At 43.7% G+C, this 17,485-nt stretch carries 17 protein-coding genes; 10 read left to right on the top strand and 7 right to left on the bottom strand.

The features are described 5' to 3' along the window. Positions 1-11: 11 nt before the first annotated feature. Together glmU and M3I01_RS01415 are read right to left on the bottom strand one after the other, a co-directional pair. On the bottom strand, positions 12-1,379 hold the full coding sequence (gene glmU / locus M3I01_RS01420) for a bifunctional UDP-N-acetylglucosamine diphosphorylase/glucosamine-1-phosphate N-acetyltransferase GlmU (protein ID WP_275564872.1): 1,368 nt from the start codon (positions 1,377-1,379) through the stop codon (positions 12-14). Positions 1,380-1,665: 286 nt separating this feature from the next. Then, entirely contained in the window at positions 1,666-2,589 is a 924-nt protein-coding gene (locus tag M3I01_RS01415; RefSeq protein ID WP_112141207.1) for a LysR family transcriptional regulator, read from the bottom strand. Positions 2,590-2,757: 168 nt separating this feature from the next. On the opposite strand from M3I01_RS01415, the gene M3I01_RS01410 reads away from it, so the two are divergent. Continuing rightward, on the top strand, positions 2,758-3,351 hold the full coding sequence (locus tag M3I01_RS01410) for an FMN-dependent NADH-azoreductase (RefSeq protein WP_255893773.1): 594 nt from the start codon (positions 2,758-2,760) through the stop codon (positions 3,349-3,351). A gap of 622 nt (positions 3,352-3,973) precedes the next feature. Here the strand turns inward: M3I01_RS01410 and M3I01_RS01405 are convergent. Then, positions 3,974-6,136, bottom strand: coding sequence for a Tex family protein (locus M3I01_RS01405; RefSeq protein ID WP_275564871.1), 2,163 nt, complete (start codon positions 6,134-6,136; stop codon positions 3,974-3,976). A gap of 366 nt (positions 6,137-6,502) precedes the next feature. On the opposite strand from M3I01_RS01405, the gene M3I01_RS01400 reads away from it, so the two are divergent. The 7 genes from M3I01_RS01400 (at position 6,503) to M3I01_RS01365 (ending at position 11,645) form a co-directional block, all read left to right on the top strand. Then, positions 6,503-6,901 (top strand): H-NS histone family protein, encoded by a 399-nt coding sequence (locus M3I01_RS01400; RefSeq protein ID WP_112141214.1) that lies wholly within the window; start codon positions 6,503-6,505, stop codon positions 6,899-6,901. A 253-nt stretch (positions 6,902-7,154) separates the two neighbouring features. Continuing rightward, entirely contained in the window at positions 7,155-7,475 is a 321-nt protein-coding gene (locus M3I01_RS01395; RefSeq protein WP_255893772.1) for a hypothetical protein, read from the top strand. 26 nt (positions 7,476-7,501) lie between these two features. Beyond that, positions 7,502-8,056, top strand: coding sequence for an IS3 family transposase (locus M3I01_RS18530; RefSeq protein WP_394358958.1), 555 nt, complete (start codon positions 7,502-7,504; stop codon positions 8,054-8,056). A gap of 85 nt (positions 8,057-8,141) precedes the next feature. After that, a complete protein-coding gene (locus M3I01_RS01380; RefSeq protein WP_275564870.1) occupies positions 8,142-8,264 on the top strand; it encodes a hypothetical protein in 123 nt (40 codons plus the stop codon). A gap of 1 nt (position 8,265) precedes the next feature. After that, a complete protein-coding gene (locus tag M3I01_RS01375) occupies positions 8,266-9,933 on the top strand; it encodes a hypothetical protein (RefSeq protein ID WP_275564869.1) in 1,668 nt (555 codons plus the stop codon). A 54-nt stretch (positions 9,934-9,987) separates the two neighbouring features. Then, positions 9,988-10,614 carry a penicillin-binding protein activator LpoB gene (locus M3I01_RS01370; RefSeq protein WP_255893769.1) on the top strand — a complete coding sequence of 209 codons (627 nt, stop codon included), beginning with the start codon at positions 9,988-9,990 and terminating at the stop codon, positions 10,612-10,614. 116 nt (positions 10,615-10,730) lie between these two features. Then, the gene (locus tag M3I01_RS01365; protein ID WP_255893768.1) at positions 10,731-11,645 is read left to right on the top strand and encodes an LPP20 family lipoprotein; all 915 of its coding nucleotides are present in this window, start codon (positions 10,731-10,733) and stop codon (positions 11,643-11,645) included. Positions 11,646-11,717: 72 nt separating this feature from the next. Here M3I01_RS01365 and M3I01_RS01360 read toward each other — a convergent pair whose 3' ends face one another. The 4 genes from M3I01_RS01360 to pobA form a co-directional block, all read right to left on the bottom strand. Further along, entirely contained in the window at positions 11,718-13,004 is a 1,287-nt protein-coding gene (locus tag M3I01_RS01360; RefSeq protein ID WP_255893767.1) for a TRAP transporter large permease, read from the bottom strand. Continuing rightward, positions 13,001-13,510 carry a TRAP transporter small permease gene (locus M3I01_RS01355; RefSeq protein ID WP_255893766.1) on the bottom strand — a complete coding sequence of 170 codons (510 nt, stop codon included), beginning with the start codon at positions 13,508-13,510 and terminating at the stop codon, positions 13,001-13,003. Before M3I01_RS01355 ends, M3I01_RS01360 begins: the two co-directional genes overlap by 4 nt. A gap of 48 nt (positions 13,511-13,558) precedes the next feature. Next, on the bottom strand, positions 13,559-14,590 hold the full coding sequence (locus M3I01_RS01350; RefSeq protein ID WP_255893765.1) for a TRAP transporter substrate-binding protein: 1,032 nt from the start codon (positions 14,588-14,590) through the stop codon (positions 13,559-13,561). 163 nt (positions 14,591-14,753) lie between these two features. Next, positions 14,754-15,956 (bottom strand): 4-hydroxybenzoate 3-monooxygenase, encoded by a 1,203-nt coding sequence (gene pobA / locus M3I01_RS01345; protein WP_255893764.1) that lies wholly within the window; start codon positions 15,954-15,956, stop codon positions 14,754-14,756. Between the two features lie 284 nt (positions 15,957-16,240). Between pobA and M3I01_RS01340 the strand changes: the two genes are divergently transcribed. Next, positions 16,241-17,131, top strand: a complete 891-nt coding sequence (locus tag M3I01_RS01340) for a helix-turn-helix domain-containing protein (RefSeq protein ID WP_255893763.1) — start codon at positions 16,241-16,243, stop codon at positions 17,129-17,131. A gap of 126 nt (positions 17,132-17,257) precedes the next feature. Beyond that, complete coding sequence (locus M3I01_RS01335; protein WP_255893761.1) at positions 17,258-17,434, top strand: RSP_7527 family protein; 177 nt, start codon at positions 17,258-17,260, stop codon at positions 17,432-17,434. Positions 17,435-17,485 lie beyond the last annotated feature (51 nt).

Genomic DNA, 17,485 nt, shown 5'->3' with positions numbered 1-17,485 from the left:
AGAGAGAAAAACTATTTTTTTACAGGTACCGGTCTAGGCCAGTTATCTTTGTTGGTTTGTCGCGCTCGGGCAAACGCTAGCTGCTTCTCGCCTACGTGCTTAGTAATGGTTGAACCCGCCGCAATTGTCGCCCCTTCCGCCACTTGCACTGGTGCAACCAGTGATGTGTTAGAACCGATAAAAACATTATCGGCGACTTGAGTAAGATATTTATTTACACCATCGTAATTACAGGTAATGGTACCTGCACCGACGTTCACATTAGCGCCCATTTCAGTGTCGCCAATGTAGCTTAAATGATTCACTTTACTGCCTTCGCCGATGATGGCTTTTTTGGTTTCAACAAAGTTACCAATCTTCGCTTTATTAGCCAGTTGCGTTCCTGGACGTAAACGTGCAAATGGTCCAATATCGCAGGCTTCGCCAATCTGGCTACCTTCAATTAATGTATTGCTTTTAATGATGGTATTGTTGCCAACACGGCAATTTTTAAGGTGGCAGTTTGGTCCAATTTCAACACCGTCGCCTAAAACGACATTGCCTTCAAACACACAATTCACATCAATAATGACGTCGTTGCCCGTAATCAATTCACCACGAATGTCGATGCGCGATGGATCCAATAAAGTCACACCGTTTTGCATCAAGGCAATGGCTTGTTGATGCTGTAACTCTCGTTCTAGTGCCGCAAGCTGAACACGGTCATTCACACCCGCTACTTCGGCTTCATTTTCTGGATTGACGGTAACGATATTAACGCCATCGTGAGCAGCCATGGCAATCACATCGGTCAAATAGTATTCGCCCTGTACGTTATTGTTCGTTAGGGCTGCAAGCCAAACTTGAAGATGATTATTTGGCGCCAGTAAAATTCCAGTGTTCACTTCTTTAATAGACAGTTGGCTTTCTGACGCGTCTTTCTGCTCAACGATAGCTGTCACGTGGCCTTGATCATTACGTACAATACGGCCATAACCCTTTGGATTATCGAGAGAAATGGTTAACAAGACCAAAGTATTAGAAGTCGACAGCGCGATCATTTTTTCTAATGTGCTAGCGCGAATAAGCGGTACATCGCCATACAGTGTGAGTGTTGCGCCATCATCTTGCAGAAAGGGCGCCACTCTGCGCAATGCATCGCCGGTTCCTTGCGGGTCATTTTGCCACACAACATTGGCAGAAAAATTCTGACAACTGGCTTCAACTTGTTCACCTTGATGACCTACAACTAGATGCAATTTGGATTCAGGTAAAGCGCTTGCGGTTGCAAGAACACGTTTTACCATGGCGATCCCGCCAATATTGTGCAGCACCTTAGAGAAGGCGGATTTCATTCGGCTACCCTTGCCAGCAGCAAGAATTACGATGTCCTGAGTCATGAAGCGTCCTTGTATGGTGTTTTGAAATTATGAATAAATATAGAATGGCGCTTATTAGACCTTTTTGCCAAAATCGCCACAACCCAAATTGTCAAAAATAAAATGACAATTTTCACAAAGAACAATAAAACTCTGATTTGTAACACTTCAAAGAGGCTGAGTAATAAAGATTGTCAGAAAAAATCAACGCGATGATGATACGCTGCACAGAAATACGGGCAGTATAAGATACACTTTATAATATTGGAGCCACCTTTAGGAGAACCTGCTCTCCATATTACTGCTGCTAATAGGTATTAAGTGGTGTATCCGAGCGCCTTGGGCAAACATTGCATTCCGCTTGGAGGAGCTCAACAAGAAGCCGCGTCGCAGGCCCCGTCCGCTCCCCTTTACCAAAGATAGCGTACATATGAAAATTGCGTTCACTACCAGAGATTAACTTCAGTTTTTTGAGTTTTTCACTTTGCAGCGCATATTCCAAATCGGCTTTGGGTAACCAAGCGAAACCAATACCACTGGTCACGATTTCTAAAGCAGATTGCACGCTGGACACAGTCCAACGACGATCAGTACCCAGCCACCCAGCATCAACTGAACTCTCAGATGCCGAATCTCGTATGACAATTTGTAACTCTCGACTCAAGCGTTCGTTGTTAATCGGATCGGCTTCTTTATGCAATAGATGACTGGTGGCCGCCACGGCGATCATCTCGACCTCGACAATTGGATCAGCAAGATAACCTTTAGGTACGATTGAACTCAGCACCAAATCTGGACTTCCTTTTCGGAGTGCCTCTTCACCGCCACTGAGCACAGCTTCTTTTAACTGCACCTGCGTCCCTTGACTTTGTGGCTCAAAGGCTTTTAAAGCACGTAATAGAGCGGGAGTTGGAAACGCCTGATCAACCACTAACTCCAACTCTGGCTCCCAACCCTGCCCCAACGTATGAGCAAGTGCTTCTAAATCTACCGCTTCCTTTATTAAATGGCGTGAACGGCGCAATAACACTTCACCGCGCTCTGTCAGCTTCGCTTTTCGCCCTTCAATGATTAATAAAGGATAACCTAGCTGCTCTTGCAGTTTTGCCACGGTATAACTGACCGAAGATTGACTTTTGTGGAGCGCTTCCGCCGCTTGAGCGAACCCCCCTTTATCAACAACAAATTGCAATACGCGCCATTGCTCTAGGGTGACTCGTGGGGCTTTCATAGCAACTCTCTTTGATTGGGAACATGGGAAGAATAAAGTATCGTATTTTTCGATCAATATCCTCAGAAAAAGTCACTTTTTTATCTAAAAAATTGAATATATGATAATTCCACTATCAAGTAACCAAGCCAAATAGGCTTAATGCATTATTATTGGGAATTTATTAAGATGACAACTTTATTACGTATTGACTCTAGCGCTTCTGGCGAAAACTCAAAATCACGCCAACTAGCGAACGAATTCATTGAAAAATGGTTAGCAAAAAATCCTGACGGGAACGTGGTTGTTCGTGATGTTGATGCAAATCCACTCCCGCATTTCACTAGCGAAACATTGGGCGCTTTGTTTACACCGGAAGAAAATCGTTCCGCAGAACAAAAAGCCATTGTTGCTATTGGGGATGAGCTGATTAACGAAATCGAAGCCGCAGATGTTGTAACCGTTTCTGCGCCTATGTACAACTTTGGCATCCCTTCTACACTGAAGTCTTATTTTGACTACATTGCTCGCGCTGGACGTACCTTTAAGTATACAGAAACCGGCCCTGTTGGTTTGTTGAATAAAGACGCCTATGTGTTTGTAGCAAGCGGTAGCTTCTTGGCCGAAACGCCAATGGACCACCAAATCCCTTACCTAAACACATTCTTAGGCTTCGTTGGCATAAACGTAAAAGACACCTTCATCGCGGGCGGACAAGCCATGGGGGAGCCTGGTGAAGCATCATTCAATCAAGCAAAAGCACAAATCGCCGTAGCTGTTTAATTCCGACCTGATTCCCTTTACAGGTTGACCGAAACCGATTAGGTATCTAATCGGTTTTTTTTGCATAGATTTACATCATGACGCCAACACCCGTAGATACTTATAAGTCCTTGTTGGATCACGGTCGTACCTCCCTCATCCAACCTACAAGAACATCATAAATTCGACACTCCGTAGGTCAGATGAGACGAGGCACGAGGCGTGATCTGACGGTTAACGATGACCTGCGAGAACGGCACATCACGCTCCGCTAATGATGCCCTACGAACCCTTCAATTCAAACCAACACCACCCGTAGGTCTTGTAGGTCTTGTAGGTCAGATTAGCCGAGGCACGAGGCGTGATCTGACGGTTAACGATGACCTGCGAGAACGGCACATCACGCTCCGCTAATGATGCCCTACGAACCCTTCAATTCAAACCAACACCACCCGTAGGTCTTGTAGGTCAGATTAGCCGAGGCGCGAGGCGTGATCTGACCATTAACGATGACCTGCGAGAACGGCACATCACGCTCCGCTAATGATGCCCTACGAAACCAACTCACCACGAAATCACCAACAACATTACCCAACCCAACCCGTAGACTTTATAAGGCGAAGAACGAGCAAAAGTATATCTATTAAAGCCCGTTGGCTTTCAGGGCAATACGTTTACGCTGTACATCCACCTCTAAAACCGTCACGTTAACCACTTGACCAACACGCACAAAGTCTCGCGGATCTTTCACAAATCGGTCTGCCAACTGTGAAATATGAATCAATCCATCTTGATGCACGCCCAAGTCAACAAAAGCGCCAAATGCCGCGACATTCGTCACAACCCCCTCTAAGGTCATGCCTTCTTGCACGTCTTCAAGTTTTTGAACACTGTGATCAAAAGACGCATAGCGAAACTCAGGACGAGGATCTCGGCCTGGTTTAGCAAGCTCAGTCAAGATGTCGGAGTAGGTAAAATCACCGGCTTGGGTAAACGCTGGAGCCGATTGTCTTAACGTTTGTAAAGCTTCGCCATTGTTAAGCAGATCATTCGCTTTTAGCGCCAAATGCGTGGCCATATTTTTAACAAGCTCATAAGACTCAGGGTGCACACCAGACTGATCCAAGGGTTCTTTACCGTTCAGTATTCTTAAAAAACCAGCGCATTGCTCAAAACATTTATCGCCAATGCCTTTTATTTTTAACAGCTCAGTGCGTGACTCTATACGCCCTTTTTGCTGTCGATAATCCACTATATTTTGTGCTAAACGATTGGTTAAACCAGACACATAGGACAATAAAGACACCGACGCGAGATTAATGTCTACACCCACCCAATTTACGCAATCCTCTACGACATTGGCTAAGGATTTGGACAACTGAGAGACTTTGACATCGTGCTGATATTGCCCCACGCCAATAGCCTGAGGATCAATTTTCACCAACTCTGCAAGCGGATCTTGAAAACGTCGAGCAATAGAAACAGCACCGCGAATGGTGACGTCTAAATTCGGAAACTCCTGAATCGCAATAGGAGACGCCGAATACACAGAAGCGCCAGCTTCGCTGACCACCACCGCACCACAATCTAGGTTTGACTCAGTAATGAGCGTTCTGATCAGCGCTTCAGTCTCTCGTGAGGCAGTACCGTTACCAATCGCGACCCAGCCAATATTGTGTTTATGAATCAACTGGGAAAGTATCCCATTCGCTTCTTGAACACGGTTTTGAGGCCCATGAGGATATATAACACCATGATCTAGCAAACCACCCTGCTCATCAATCACCGCTAGTTTAACACCATTTCGAAAACCAGGGTCGACACCTAATACACGATAGGCGCCTGCAGGCGCCGCCATCAATAAGTCTTGAAGATTATCAGCAAACACTTGAATAGCGCTGTCTTCCGCTCGCTCTTTAAGTTGAGAAAGGACATCCGTTTCTAATTTAGGAAGCAGCTTATTCTCCCAAGCAATGTTTAAATATCGACGCTGCAAAGACGTTATTCGCGAAGAGGCTGGCTCCGCCGTATCAAACAGTTGATTAAGATGAGGGAATACTAATGCGTTAGGATAATTTTTTTCACCTTTCAAGGAGATGCTTAATTTCAATATTGATTCTTTTTTACCCCTGAATAGAGCAAGTAAACGATGAGGAGGCACCTTACTTATACCCTCTTGATAATCAAAATAATCTCTAAACTTTTCACCTAATTCTTTTTTACCCCGTAAAACACGGCTGGTTAATACGCCATTTTTGAGCAATTCAATACGCCCTTGCTTTAAAACATCGCTGTCATTCGAAATGACTTCATTTAGTATTTCAGTTGCCCCGGCTAACGCTAACTCAGCAGAAATCATGACCTTATTCTGCCTACACCATGACTCAATAGCAGACACGCTATCAGACCGCTGCCCTGCCCATATCTGCGCCGCCAAGGGCTGAAGCCCTTGCTCTTTTGCTTCATCCGCTTTCGTCTTACGTACTTTTTTAAAGGGCGAATACAAATCTTCTAACTCATTTTTCGAAATGGCTTTTTGTATTTTTTTTCTTATTACATCAGAAACACTAGAATCATCAGCTAATAGCGACAGTATGCTTTCTTTACGTTTTTTCAATTCGACTAAATACTGCCATTTATCATAAAAAGAGCGTAAATCAATATCGCTCATTCCCCCTGTGTTTTCTTTTCTGTATCGAGCGATGAAGGGGACCGTCGCCCCTTCTTCAAATAGTTGAATAACATTGTCGCTGTACTTTTTTAATATAGAAAACTCTAGACTTAAGTTATCAGATATAGAATTCATTCATTACCCTATTGTTTACACTTTTCTAACCGTTTAGACACATTATTTGATTAGCATGTTAGGTTGTTTTTTATTAGAATTCCCACGAAACTTGAAATAGTATAAAATCACGCCACAATGTACTGATAGTAATTCAATGTTTTTAAAGATATGAATTAATACTCAATTTGTAATACACGATAAACATCACTTTTTTCTGGTTTAGATTCACAGGCCGTTATGAAAGCGTTTTATTTTTCCATTTCTGGAAATTCGAATGTATTAATTTTAACACACCACTGAGTGTAAAGGATGGATCTCTTTTTCAGTGCAGGACCAACCAGCTTTTAACAGACAACCAGTTCTTAACAGATAAAGGGGACACCAATGAGTTTATTACTAGAATTAGCAGGAAATAAAGCAAAAGCACGCGCAGCCGCTAAAGAGTTGAGCGTAGCACAGCTTGAAAACCTAATTGCAGGCTTCAACAACGCGCTTGAAAAAGCCAAAGAAGAAGCGGCAGCGTACGACGCAGAACTTGCGCTTAAATCTGCCCGTGCAGAAGAGATTGCAAACCTAATAGCTAAAAGCGGCCTAACAATGGAGGAAGTAGCCTTGCTAACCACTCCTAAAGCGGGCGCAGCAAAAGGCAAAACGGTTGAGCCAAAATATCGCCTGACCGTTGAAGGCGAAACACACGAGTGGACTGGCCGTGGCCGTACACCAAAAGTATTCCAAGCGTATTTTGATGCGGGCAATAGCCGTGATAGCGTAGAAATCAAATAGTCCTATTTGATACTTGCACCAAAAAATAAAAAAGTGACTCATTGAGTAATGCTATTCACTTTAGGGTTGAATTTAATTAAATAGCCTCAGAAAATCCGATTAAGCTTTCTTAATCGGATTTTTTTGTGTCTATTCTGCAGTTACTGCTTAGTATCGATGAGCTCCCCTTATTCTCAGATCATTCAACTGTAATGGTCTAATGATTCTAGAAAGTCCTATAGCCTATAATTCACTAAAATATAGGAAGTAGACCATGACCATTACAACCCGAAAAACACGACTAAATTACACGCCCAAACAAAAATGTGAATATGCTAGATTGATGGTAGAAGAGCACTATTCTAACCAGCAGATTATGGACATATCGGGAGCGGGAGCAACAGCCGTTGCTCGTTGGAAAAAACAGTATTTAGATGAGCAACGCGGCGAATTCACTCAAAATAAGATCCCTTTAGACGCAGATAAACGGCTAATAGAAGAACTCAAAAAAGAGTTGGCAGAATCAAGAGAGGATGTACGTCTGTTAAAAAAAGCAACCGCCTTGTTCATACGCGACAATCCAAACTTAAAGTGATTCGACAATTGATCAAGGCAGAGCCCTTGATAGCCATTCAGAGAGCATGTCGATTATTTGACCTCCCTGTGTCGAGCTATTACTACGTATCTTTGGTTCGCCCTGAAGATGAGGACATCAAGCAGAGAATGGTGAAGATATTTGAAGAGTCTCTTCATTCTTATGGAAAGCGACGCTTGGTCATCGACTTGAGAAAAGCATTGTTTAAAATTGGTGTGTTTAAAACGGCTAGATTAATGAAAACACTGGGGTTGGTCGCGAAAAGACCGAAGAAACCACATTATTATAAAATGGGTGAAGAGCAACCCACGACACCACACTTATTACAAAGAGCGTTCAATCCGACGGATATCAATACCCGTTGGGTAGGTGACATTTATATACGGTCGCACCAAGGTTGGAGCTATTTAGCGACAGTGATGGCAGCCGCCAAGCCAGAATCGAAGACAGGAATGCGCCTTAAGGAGCTAAGGTCTGGGGTGTGTAATTTGTTTTTAGAACGAAAAAAAGCGAGGCCTCGCTTGGTCAAGCAATCAAAGACGAGATATTCGGTATCTCGTAATGCTGTTCCGCTTAAGTGAACAGCATTAGGCCACGCGCCTCCTTTTTTATTGCATAATAACCAAAGATCGCCTTTTAATATCATCAGTACCAATGGAAGCTGTGATGAAAAAGAAAAAAAAACCTTGCCCTAATTGCCTTAAAGCTCGCTGGTTAATACTTTACCTAGGCTGCTTTGCTCTGCTTGCCATATTGGTCGCCAATCAGTTTTTAGAAAAAGGAATGTAATGTGAGGTGGTTATTTCTTTGCTTAAGTATCAGTTTTCTAGCTGGCTGTGCTACGTACAAGCAGGACATTGACGCTGGACTAAGCTTAGCAAAAGAAGGTGAATGGAAAAAAGCCGAAGGTAAATTAGAAGGTGTTTTAGACAATTCACAAGATAAACTACTCTATTACATGGAAATTGGCGCTCTTGCCCAAAACCAAGGGGATTATGAGCGCAGTAACACCCTACTCGAACAAGCCGAAAGATTAAGTGATACCTTCTTCCAAGAAAATTTTTCTAATCGCTCCTGGGCCTTATTGAGCAACCCAAGGCAAAGCGACTATCGTGGTAGCGGCATGGAGCGCATTTACATCAGTTACCTCAAGTCCATGAACTATCTCGCGCTGGCGGAGCAAGAACAAAACACCGCTAAGAAACGTCAATTGAACGACGCCGCGGTGGTTGAAGTACGTCGCATTGACATCAAACTCAATGAAATCCGCGCACAAAACCCCAGCTATCAAGATCTCAATGCCAAAGAAAACCAAGCCTTTTACATGAAAGCATTGAGCTGGTTGGGTAACTTCTACACGGGTGGACGAGACACAGACAAGTTCCTCTATCGTGATGACGCGTGGGCGCGTTACATGGAGGGGCTACAATACGAAATTAATAGCGAATACGATGACGCTCGTATCAGCTATCAAAAGGCCGCGAATTTGTATGAAGACGGTTACGCAAAGCAATACGACTTACCCAGTACGACCGCTGAGCGAGCCTGGCTAGACACCATTCGTATGATGCAAAAAGGGGGGTTTAGCCAAAGTGAAATACAGCAAAAAATAAAAGATAAACTATCTCCCGACATGCAAGAAACGCTCAAGCAATACCACACTGGTGATGCGGAATTAGTCGTCTTAGAACACCAAGGCTTTGTTCCTGACAAAAGCGAAATGACCTTATTACTGTTCTCCGATCCTCGGGCATACTCTTTAGTGTTAGAGCCGCTTCACGGCGGCGGAACAACTCAGACAAATGATTCATTTCGTTGGTTCACCATGGTGTATGCCGACATCAATCCGCTGAACTTGATCGCCAATTACAAAGCAGGCGGTGCATGGGGCACTTTTTCTGGCATTTTCACCAAACGCGTTATTCTTGGTCGCCCTGTTTGGCAGCAACTTAGCGCCGCGAATGTTGATAAATTACTGGCGCAACAACCCATACGCGTTACCGTGCCATACTATCGACGTTTTACCTTGGACCAACATCAACCAAAGTTAAAAACGAACGGGCAAGCAATGACAGAAGCAAGTCACAGTTTAAGAATGACGTCTCTTGCCGACATCGCCTTCCAAGAACAACTAGCACAAGCGCAGAGAGATATTTACGAAGGCCTAACAAGAGAGTTATTACGCAGCTGGTTAACCTATCAAGTCACAGCAAATGTTAAAGATGAAAGTGCCAGCTTGATTTTGAATCTCATTGGACAAGTTGCTGTGTTTGCATCGTCTGCGGCAGACACACGAAATTGGCTCACACTACCAGCACAAGTAAGACTGACGAGAAAGCCATTGCCACCGGGCGAATACACGCCAGACTATAACGTCAATCAACAACAATTCTCTCTGGGTAAGGTCAACTTAGAAGCAAATAAAATTAAACTTTGGAATCTACGCAACCCTTATTAAATTGATTACACTAACAGCTTGGTATCAGGCTAAAACGGACGTAAGGAAAACATTATGCATATTGATAAACTGAATCAGTCTAAATGGATCACTCTGTCATGGAAGGGGCTTATCACTGTCTTTATGACTGTACTATTAGCGGCGTGTTCTGGCAGCGTAAAGCGCCTCGACACTAACGAAGATGTCATGCTGTCTGATCGTTGGAATGACACAGACTCTCGCTTAGTAGCAGAAGAAATGATGGGCGACATGCTGACGTTCCCATGGTTTCGTGATTACAATTTCAGCAACAAAGGCAATCCAACCGTTATTGTGCAGACGATACGTAACAAAACCTCTGAGCACATTCCTGTTGATACCTTCATTAATGACATAAAGCGCAGCTTATTACGTGCCGGAAAAGTCGACTTTGTTGTTTCAGGCGCAGAACGAGATGAAGTTCGTAGCGAACGAGAAGAACAAGCGCTAAACGCCGCACCCGATACCGTTGCTAAATTTGGCCTTGAACAAGGCGCTGGTTTTGCCTTATCTGGCACCATCAACTCCATTGTTGATTCAAATGGCGACCAACGCGTGAGCTTCTACCAAGTTGATTTGAAATTGATTGATATGACGACCAATCGTGAAGTATGGAATGGTCAGAAGAAACTCAAAAAATTGGCAGATAAAGGCTTTTTCTAACCATGATATTCTCCGCCCTACCTACGTCTTTACATTGGGTGATGGTCACGAGCCTATTACTCAGTCTAACTGGGTGTTTAGGCTTTAACACCAAATCCAACCAAGTGGAGGAGACGATGCCGAACTGGGTGTCGTCTCCTCCACAGGACAGTACACATTTGTATGGTGTTGGCAGTGCGTCGCGCATTGAAAACATTGCTCTGGCTTTTACCCAAGCCGAGCAAAATGGCAATGTTCAAATTGCGCAACAGCTGCGTACTCAGGTGAGTCAAGTCAATACGCAAGACACCCAAGTGAGATCAGGACAAGGCGGAGAACAGGTTTCCAAGGTACAAACCGCTTACACTCAGATAACAACATCACCGATTGAGCTAGAACAAGCGATCAATGAAAAACGCTACGCTGGAAAAAACTACGTCTATGCACTGCAATCGATTGATCGCACGCGCATTGTCGCCAAGTTAAAAATCGCCATTAGTGATACCGACGACGTAATTCGTCAGCAAGCCTCTTTGCTGAGCACCAAGGCGTCTCAACTTCCTGCCGCACAAGATTGGCAAATCTACATGCAGCTTATTCCGCACTTTGCCCAGCGCAAGGCCTACGAAGAAGAATTGAGTCTTTATTCAACTGAGCGAACCTTAGCGGGAAGAGCCGACGACGATATTCAAAATATAGAACAGCAATTGAGTCGTGCTTTAGTCAGCTTTGGCTTTGATGCATCCAAAACAAAACAAGCGGATGCATTAGCCAGTGCGTTGTCTAAATTTGGATTAACACCAAAAGCGAATTCTCTCTTCACGTTAAATAGTCGCACATTGCAACACAATGAAACTCAGGATGGCCGGTTTTATGTGTTCGAAGACGGCACGCTGGAACTCATTGATCCAACAGGCTCACGCCTTGCGTCTTGGACAGTCAGTGCCAGAGGTATTGCTAAGAATCTGAGCAGTGCTCGAGAGCAAGCCACCGTCAACTGGTCAAATCAAGCGATTGAAGCCATGTTTACTTGGTTAACTCGATTAGATTAATCCCGTTAGTCCCAATAATATAAACAAAAAACGGCGCCAATTGGCGCCGTTTTTACATACTAAAATCGCCTGTTAGACCAAACCAATAGCCAGTATTGGAAAGGCCACAATAAGCGCTAAACGCAGTAAATCAGCAATCACAAATGGCATTACCCCTTTATACATATCACCAATGGATATATGGGGAGCCACCGACTTAATGACAAATACATTCATGCCAACGGGCGGGGTAATCAAACCCAATTCCACCGTAATAACCGCCACAATACCAAACCAAATAGGGTCAAAGCCTGCCGCCTCTATCAATGGATAAACCACTGGCACCGTCAGTAACAACATCGCAATACTGTCCATGACACAACCCAGCACCATAAACAGAATCAAGACACAGAACAGTATCATGTAAGGCCCTAAGTGCAGACTGTCTACATATTCAACCAAGGAAAATGAAATGCGTGACACAGAGAGAAAATAACCAAAAATTTCAGCACCAATGATCATAAAAAAGATCATTGCAGACATTACTAACGTTTCACCTACCGCCTCTTTAAACTGTTCAAAGCGCATGCCTCGCATAATGGCGATTAACAAGGTTGCCGCCGCACCAACGGCAGAGGCTTCCGTTGGCGTAAACCAACCGCTATAAATGCCACCAATAATAAAAATGAAAACGCCAGTAAACGGCACTAATCCCTTAAGACCAAGAAACTTTTCTTTTAACGTGGTTGCCTTACCAGGTTGAGCAATATTGGGAAACACAATAACCAAAACAGCGACAGTAAGACCGTACATCACCAACCCAAGCAAGCCAGGTATTACGCCAGCCATAAACATTGCGCCTACCGATTGCTCGGTAATCAAGGCGTACAATAACAGCGCAATAGAAGGTGGAATCATGATGCCTAACGTACCACCTGCGGCTAACACACCCGTCGCCAACGTTGGCGCATAACCATTCTTTTCCATTTCTGGCAACGCAACACGAGACATACTGGCTGCCGTCGCCATGGATGAACCAGAAATAGCCGAGAAAATACCACATGACGTAACAGCGGCCAGTGCCATACCACCACGCCAACTACCGAACATCGCCCTTGCGCCTTGAAACAGCTCTTTCGACATACCAGATTTTGACGCAAATACCCCCATCAGAATAAACATAGGAATAGGGCTAAAGCTGTAATTAGACAGTGTTTCAAAAGGGCCACTAGCGAGAATCGAAATAGCAGGATCAAACGCAACAATCCAACCAAAACCAACAAAACCTGCCAACGCCATCGTCAATGCGATAGGAGCACGCAGCGCGATTAGCAACAACATGACGGTAATACAGACAACACCGATCATTGAAGTACTCATGACTCTGCCTTTTTAGAAAATAATAGCTGCAACGCGTGCGTCACGGCCGAAACAGCAAGCATAAAGGTTGCGAAACAAGCTGCTGCATAAAAATACGTTAATGGAATCAATAAATCCTGAGTCGTTTCATAACTCATTGCCGCCTCATCAACCAAATGATAAAAACTGTAACTCATACCGATTCCCATTAAACCGAAACAGAGTATATAAACCGCTTCAAATACTTTTTTTGTTCGCGCTTGAAGCCGTTCCGTAAACAGGTCAACAATGACCTGTGAACGGCTAACAGAGTGCGGAAGAATAAAGAGCACAGTAAATAGTAAACTGTATTTCACCAACTCGATGCCACCAAGGATAGTCCAATCTACGGCACCATCTGTCACCGAAAATAAACCTCGGGTAAAGACATCAAACAAGGTAACCACCATCATAGTGATTAAGAACACCCCGCCCAATAAGTGCATTACATGCGTGATACGCTCTATTACTTGAGCTATTACCCTCATTAATACTCTCCAACTACCACAACGCTTGGTCATGTCTATTAACGGTCGTTATTTACAAGCTGATTGAGACAACTCAACAGCACGAGCATAGACTTTATAAGCAGGTAACCCTTTCTGTTGTAATTCACTCAAGTAATCTTCTGTTGCTTGATAAAGAACTGGTTTCCACAAAGGATTCTCTGCGCCATCTTCAATGACGGTAATTTTATGCCCCAACTCAATAGCTTGAGCACGACCTTTATCATCCAAATCATCAAATACAACGGCTGCTTTCTTAGCCCACTCCATGCCTGAGTTATGATCAATTACTTTTTTAAGATCCGCTGGTAAGCGATTATAGAACGATTTGTTAATCGTCATAATAAAGGCCAGCGTATAAAGACCACCTACGTCTGTGTGATACTGAGTTAATTCGTTTAGACGGAATGTATATTGACCTTCCCATGGCAACGCAACACCATCAATCACACCACGTTGAGTAGACTGATAAGAGTCAGGAGCTGGCATGCCAACAGGTTGTGCACCAAGGCCTTCAAGCAGTTTTGCCACCACGGCCGTAGGACGGCGGATACGTAAACCTTCTAAGTCTTTAGGTACTTTGATTTCTTTCTTCGTGGTATGAATGCCACCTGGCCCATGTGTAAACAAGAACAGAGGTTTAGTTTGGCGGTATTCGTTAGAAATAAGACCTTCATCATACAGCGACTGAACAATACAAGAACCTTGCGCCGCACCTTGAGAAACACCTGGTAGTTCCACAATTTGCGTTAGTGGAAAACGGTTTGCTGTATAGCCTTGAACGGAAACAGACACGTCTGCAATGCTATTCTTCACGGCATCGTACTGAGCTGGAGCCTTCGCTAGCGTGCTAGAAGGGTACATCTGAACGTCAATACGCCCATTCGATTCTGCTTCTACCGCCTCTGCCCATTTTAGAAACAAACCCTTACTTGGACCCGATACTTCAGGAAAGAAGTGACTAAAACGTAATGTATATTCTGCGGATGCGTTTGCGTGAGCACTGACAATAACAGAAGCAGCAATAGCCGTTATTGTCGCGTGTTTTATTATTTTTATCATGTTCGACTCCCAAATAGCGTTGTTTTTTTATAGGCAGTTTTTAGAACCACTTTGCATTTAGGAGACTAACAACCTAATTGTCAAAAAGGTAATTGATTATAAATGTGAGGTATTGAAAAATTGGATAGCGTTATAAATTTAGCCATCCAATGTATTGGTCCAATTAAGACAATTCTTCGTAAGGCAACCCAACGTATTGCATAGCAATCACACGGCGACCCGCTTCATTGTCTGTATAGAAGCTCAGTTCTGAGCTCATAAAACGCGCATACGTCTGCGCATCCGTGCTGTTTGCGCCATCATCACCAAAGTCATGCAGCATACTCGTCATCCACCAAGAAAAACGCTCGCCATGCCAAACCCGACGCAAACAAATTTCAGAGTATTGGTTAATACATTCCTTATCGCCGTCTTTATAAACACGCGTTAATATCTTATAAAGTGTCGCCACATCCGATGCCGCGAGATTTAAACCTTTCGCACCCGTTGGCGGTACAATATGGGCAGCATCACCGAGCAAGAAAAGATTGCCATATTGCATGGGCTCACAAACAAAAGAACGCAATGGTGCAATGCTCTTTTCAATCGTCGGACCCGTCACCAACTTTTCAGCGACATCATCAGGAAGACGACGTTTCAGCTCTGTCCAAAAATCGTCATCACTCCAATTTTCAACTTTATCGGTAAGAGGCACTTGAAGATAATAGCGAGAACGTGTTGCAGAACGCATGCTTGTCATAGCAAAACCACGATCCGTTTTGCAGTAAATAAGCTCATCATTCACTGGCGGAGTATCGGATAAAACACCTAGCCAGCCGAATGGATAAACACGCTCAAATTCTTTACGAGAAGACTCAGGAATGGTGGGACGAGAAACGCCATGAAAACCATCACAACCTGCAATATAGTCACAGTCTAGGCGGTATTTTTCACCACCTTGCTCGAACGTCACATAAGGCGAATCGGTTTTTACATCGTGAAGTACCACGTTACTAGACTCATAGTAGGTGGTTAAATCGGCGGCTGAGCGTGCCTCCATTAAGTCGCGAGTTACTTCTGTTTGGCCGTAAACCATCACGGTACTGCCTCCCGTCAGTTTTTCTAACTCAATTTTAACGCGCTTGTTGTTAAATGCTAACTCTACGCCAGTATGAATTTGACCTTCACGATCCATGCGTTCACCAACACCCGCTTCGCGAAGTAAATCCGTCATACCTTGTTCAAGTACCCCCGCACGGATACGGCCAAGAATATAATCACCCGCAGCACGTTCGATAATAACGTTATCAATGCCTTGCTTTGATAATAACTGACCAAGCAATAGACCGGATGGACCAGCACCTATGATTGCAACTTGAGTTTTCATTTTCTCACACCTTCATTTATTGTTTTTCTTCGATACTGACGAACGCATCAACCTATTAAGTGGTGCAATAGTGGAAGATTAACGAATGAGGCGTTAGGTGCTTTCTGTTCAAAAAATTGTACTTTTTGATCAACTTGTATTTTTACACATCGATTTAATCAGACAACAAAATGACTTTAATGCACTTTTTCTTTATAAAAGGCGATGTGTTAGCGTGTGTTTTAACGTTTTATCGTCATTGAAAAACGATAAAAAAGAACCTTTTAGCAAATAGGAAGAAGCGGATGAAGCAATCTAGCATTCCCCATTTTGGGCTTTATGGCGAGTCTAGCTGGGTCAATGACCCGGAGTTTTTCCATATCGAAGACATTGAATCGCGCAGCAGTAATCTAGATTGGAAGATAAATCCTCATCGGCATGCTCAGCTTTTCCAAATTCTTATTCTTAGATCCGGAGAGGCGCAAGTACAACTGGACGAACAACAACGCAAACTGCAAGGCGCGTGGGCGATTATCGTGCCCGCAGGAATAGTACATGGCTTTCGGTTCTCCCCAAATACAGATGGCCGAGTTATTAGCATTGCCGAACCTCTGCTTGAAGATGCCTACCAAGAAAAGGCCGCAGTATTTATCAAACCCCTTTTGAGTCAAGCGTGCTATATCAATTTTAATGGTCATCGCAATGTATTTTCTGAGCTTTGGCCATTAATCCAGCAGCTTGAAAGTGAATCTGCTTTCATACGTGAAGGAAGAGCATTAATGAGTGAATATCTGATTAAAGCCATTTTATTATTGTTGCATCGCCAACACAGCAGTGGCGTAGCCAGTGTGAGCAACAAAACCGAAGGCCGCCATGCGCAGCAACTCAAAGAGCTAATCGGAAGTCATTACCGACAGCACTGGACAAGCAACCAATATGCGCAGGCATTAGGCACATCCACCAGCCGTTTAAACCGTGTTAGTAAACGAGCATTCAACAAAAGCATACTCGATCTCGTCCACGATCGACTCTTGATTGAAGCCAAACGAAGTCTCATTTATACCGTACGATCCGTTGAAGAAATAAGCTATGACTTGGGGTTTAAAGATCCGGGCTACTTTTCTCGATTTTTTAAAAGAACCGCAGGTGTAACGCCTGGTAAATTTCGCGCTCTGAGCAATCAACCTTCTATTTAACACGCTTATCCGTGCTTCTAATGGTGAATTTTTCTAACCTATAAGCTGAAAATTGATCGTTTGCTGATTGATTGGTCGAATCCTATTATAAGCAGTGTCAAATATGACTTATTTTTTAGGAGAATCATGATGAAAACCGATTACAAATATGACAGCTTTGGTAACCTTGATACTGATTTTTATGTAGAAAAAGCGTACGAATTACGCCGAGCATACTACGCTGCCGCTTTTAAAAAAATGAAAGCAAATGTAAAAGCATTCTTTGCAAACCTTACGGTTAGCCGCCCGTTAAAATCAGCGTAACAACACTAAGCACTAAACGAACACGTTAACGTCTACTGTATTTGTATTTAC

Source organism: Marinomonas maritima (genome assembly GCF_024435075.2).
GTDB lineage: Bacteria > Pseudomonadota > Gammaproteobacteria > Pseudomonadales > Marinomonadaceae > Marinomonas > Marinomonas maritima.
The sequence above is the reverse complement of the archived record's forward strand: the minus strand, read 5'-3'. Positions and strand labels throughout refer to the sequence as shown.

Excerpts from the sequence above, each read along its gene's own strand:
- glmU (WP_275564872.1), bottom strand. The coding sequence starts at position 1,379 with ATGACTCAGGACATCGTAATTCTTGCTGCTGGCAAGGGTAGCCGAATG.
- M3I01_RS01415 (WP_112141207.1), bottom strand. The coding sequence starts at position 2,589 with ATGAAAGCCCCACGAGTCACCCTAGAGCAATGGCGCGTATTGCAATTT.
- M3I01_RS01410 (WP_255893773.1), top strand. The coding sequence starts at position 2,758 with ATGACAACTTTATTACGTATTGACTCTAGCGCTTCTGGCGAAAACTCA.
- M3I01_RS01405 (WP_275564871.1), bottom strand. The coding sequence starts at position 6,136 with ATGAATTCTATATCTGATAACTTAAGTCTAGAGTTTTCTATATTAAAA.
- M3I01_RS01400 (WP_112141214.1), top strand. The coding sequence starts at position 6,503 with ATGAGTTTATTACTAGAATTAGCAGGAAATAAAGCAAAAGCACGCGCA.
- M3I01_RS01395 (WP_255893772.1), top strand. The coding sequence starts at position 7,155 with ATGACCATTACAACCCGAAAAACACGACTAAATTACACGCCCAAACAA.
- M3I01_RS01380 (WP_275564870.1), top strand. The coding sequence starts at position 8,142 with ATGAAAAAGAAAAAAAAACCTTGCCCTAATTGCCTTAAAGCTCGCTGG.
- M3I01_RS01370 (WP_255893769.1), top strand. The coding sequence starts at position 9,988 with ATGCATATTGATAAACTGAATCAGTCTAAATGGATCACTCTGTCATGG.
- M3I01_RS01365 (WP_255893768.1), top strand. The coding sequence starts at position 10,731 with ATGCCGAACTGGGTGTCGTCTCCTCCACAGGACAGTACACATTTGTAT.
- M3I01_RS01360 (WP_255893767.1), bottom strand. The coding sequence starts at position 13,004 with ATGAGTACTTCAATGATCGGTGTTGTCTGTATTACCGTCATGTTGTTG.
- M3I01_RS01355 (WP_255893766.1), bottom strand. The coding sequence starts at position 13,510 with ATGAGGGTAATAGCTCAAGTAATAGAGCGTATCACGCATGTAATGCAC.
- M3I01_RS01350 (WP_255893765.1), bottom strand. The coding sequence starts at position 14,590 with ATGATAAAAATAATAAAACACGCGACAATAACGGCTATTGCTGCTTCT.
- pobA (WP_255893764.1), bottom strand. The coding sequence starts at position 15,956 with ATGAAAACTCAAGTTGCAATCATAGGTGCTGGTCCATCCGGTCTATTG.
- M3I01_RS01340 (WP_255893763.1), top strand. The coding sequence starts at position 16,241 with ATGAAGCAATCTAGCATTCCCCATTTTGGGCTTTATGGCGAGTCTAGC.
- M3I01_RS01335 (WP_255893761.1), top strand. The coding sequence starts at position 17,258 with ATGATGAAAACCGATTACAAATATGACAGCTTTGGTAACCTTGATACT.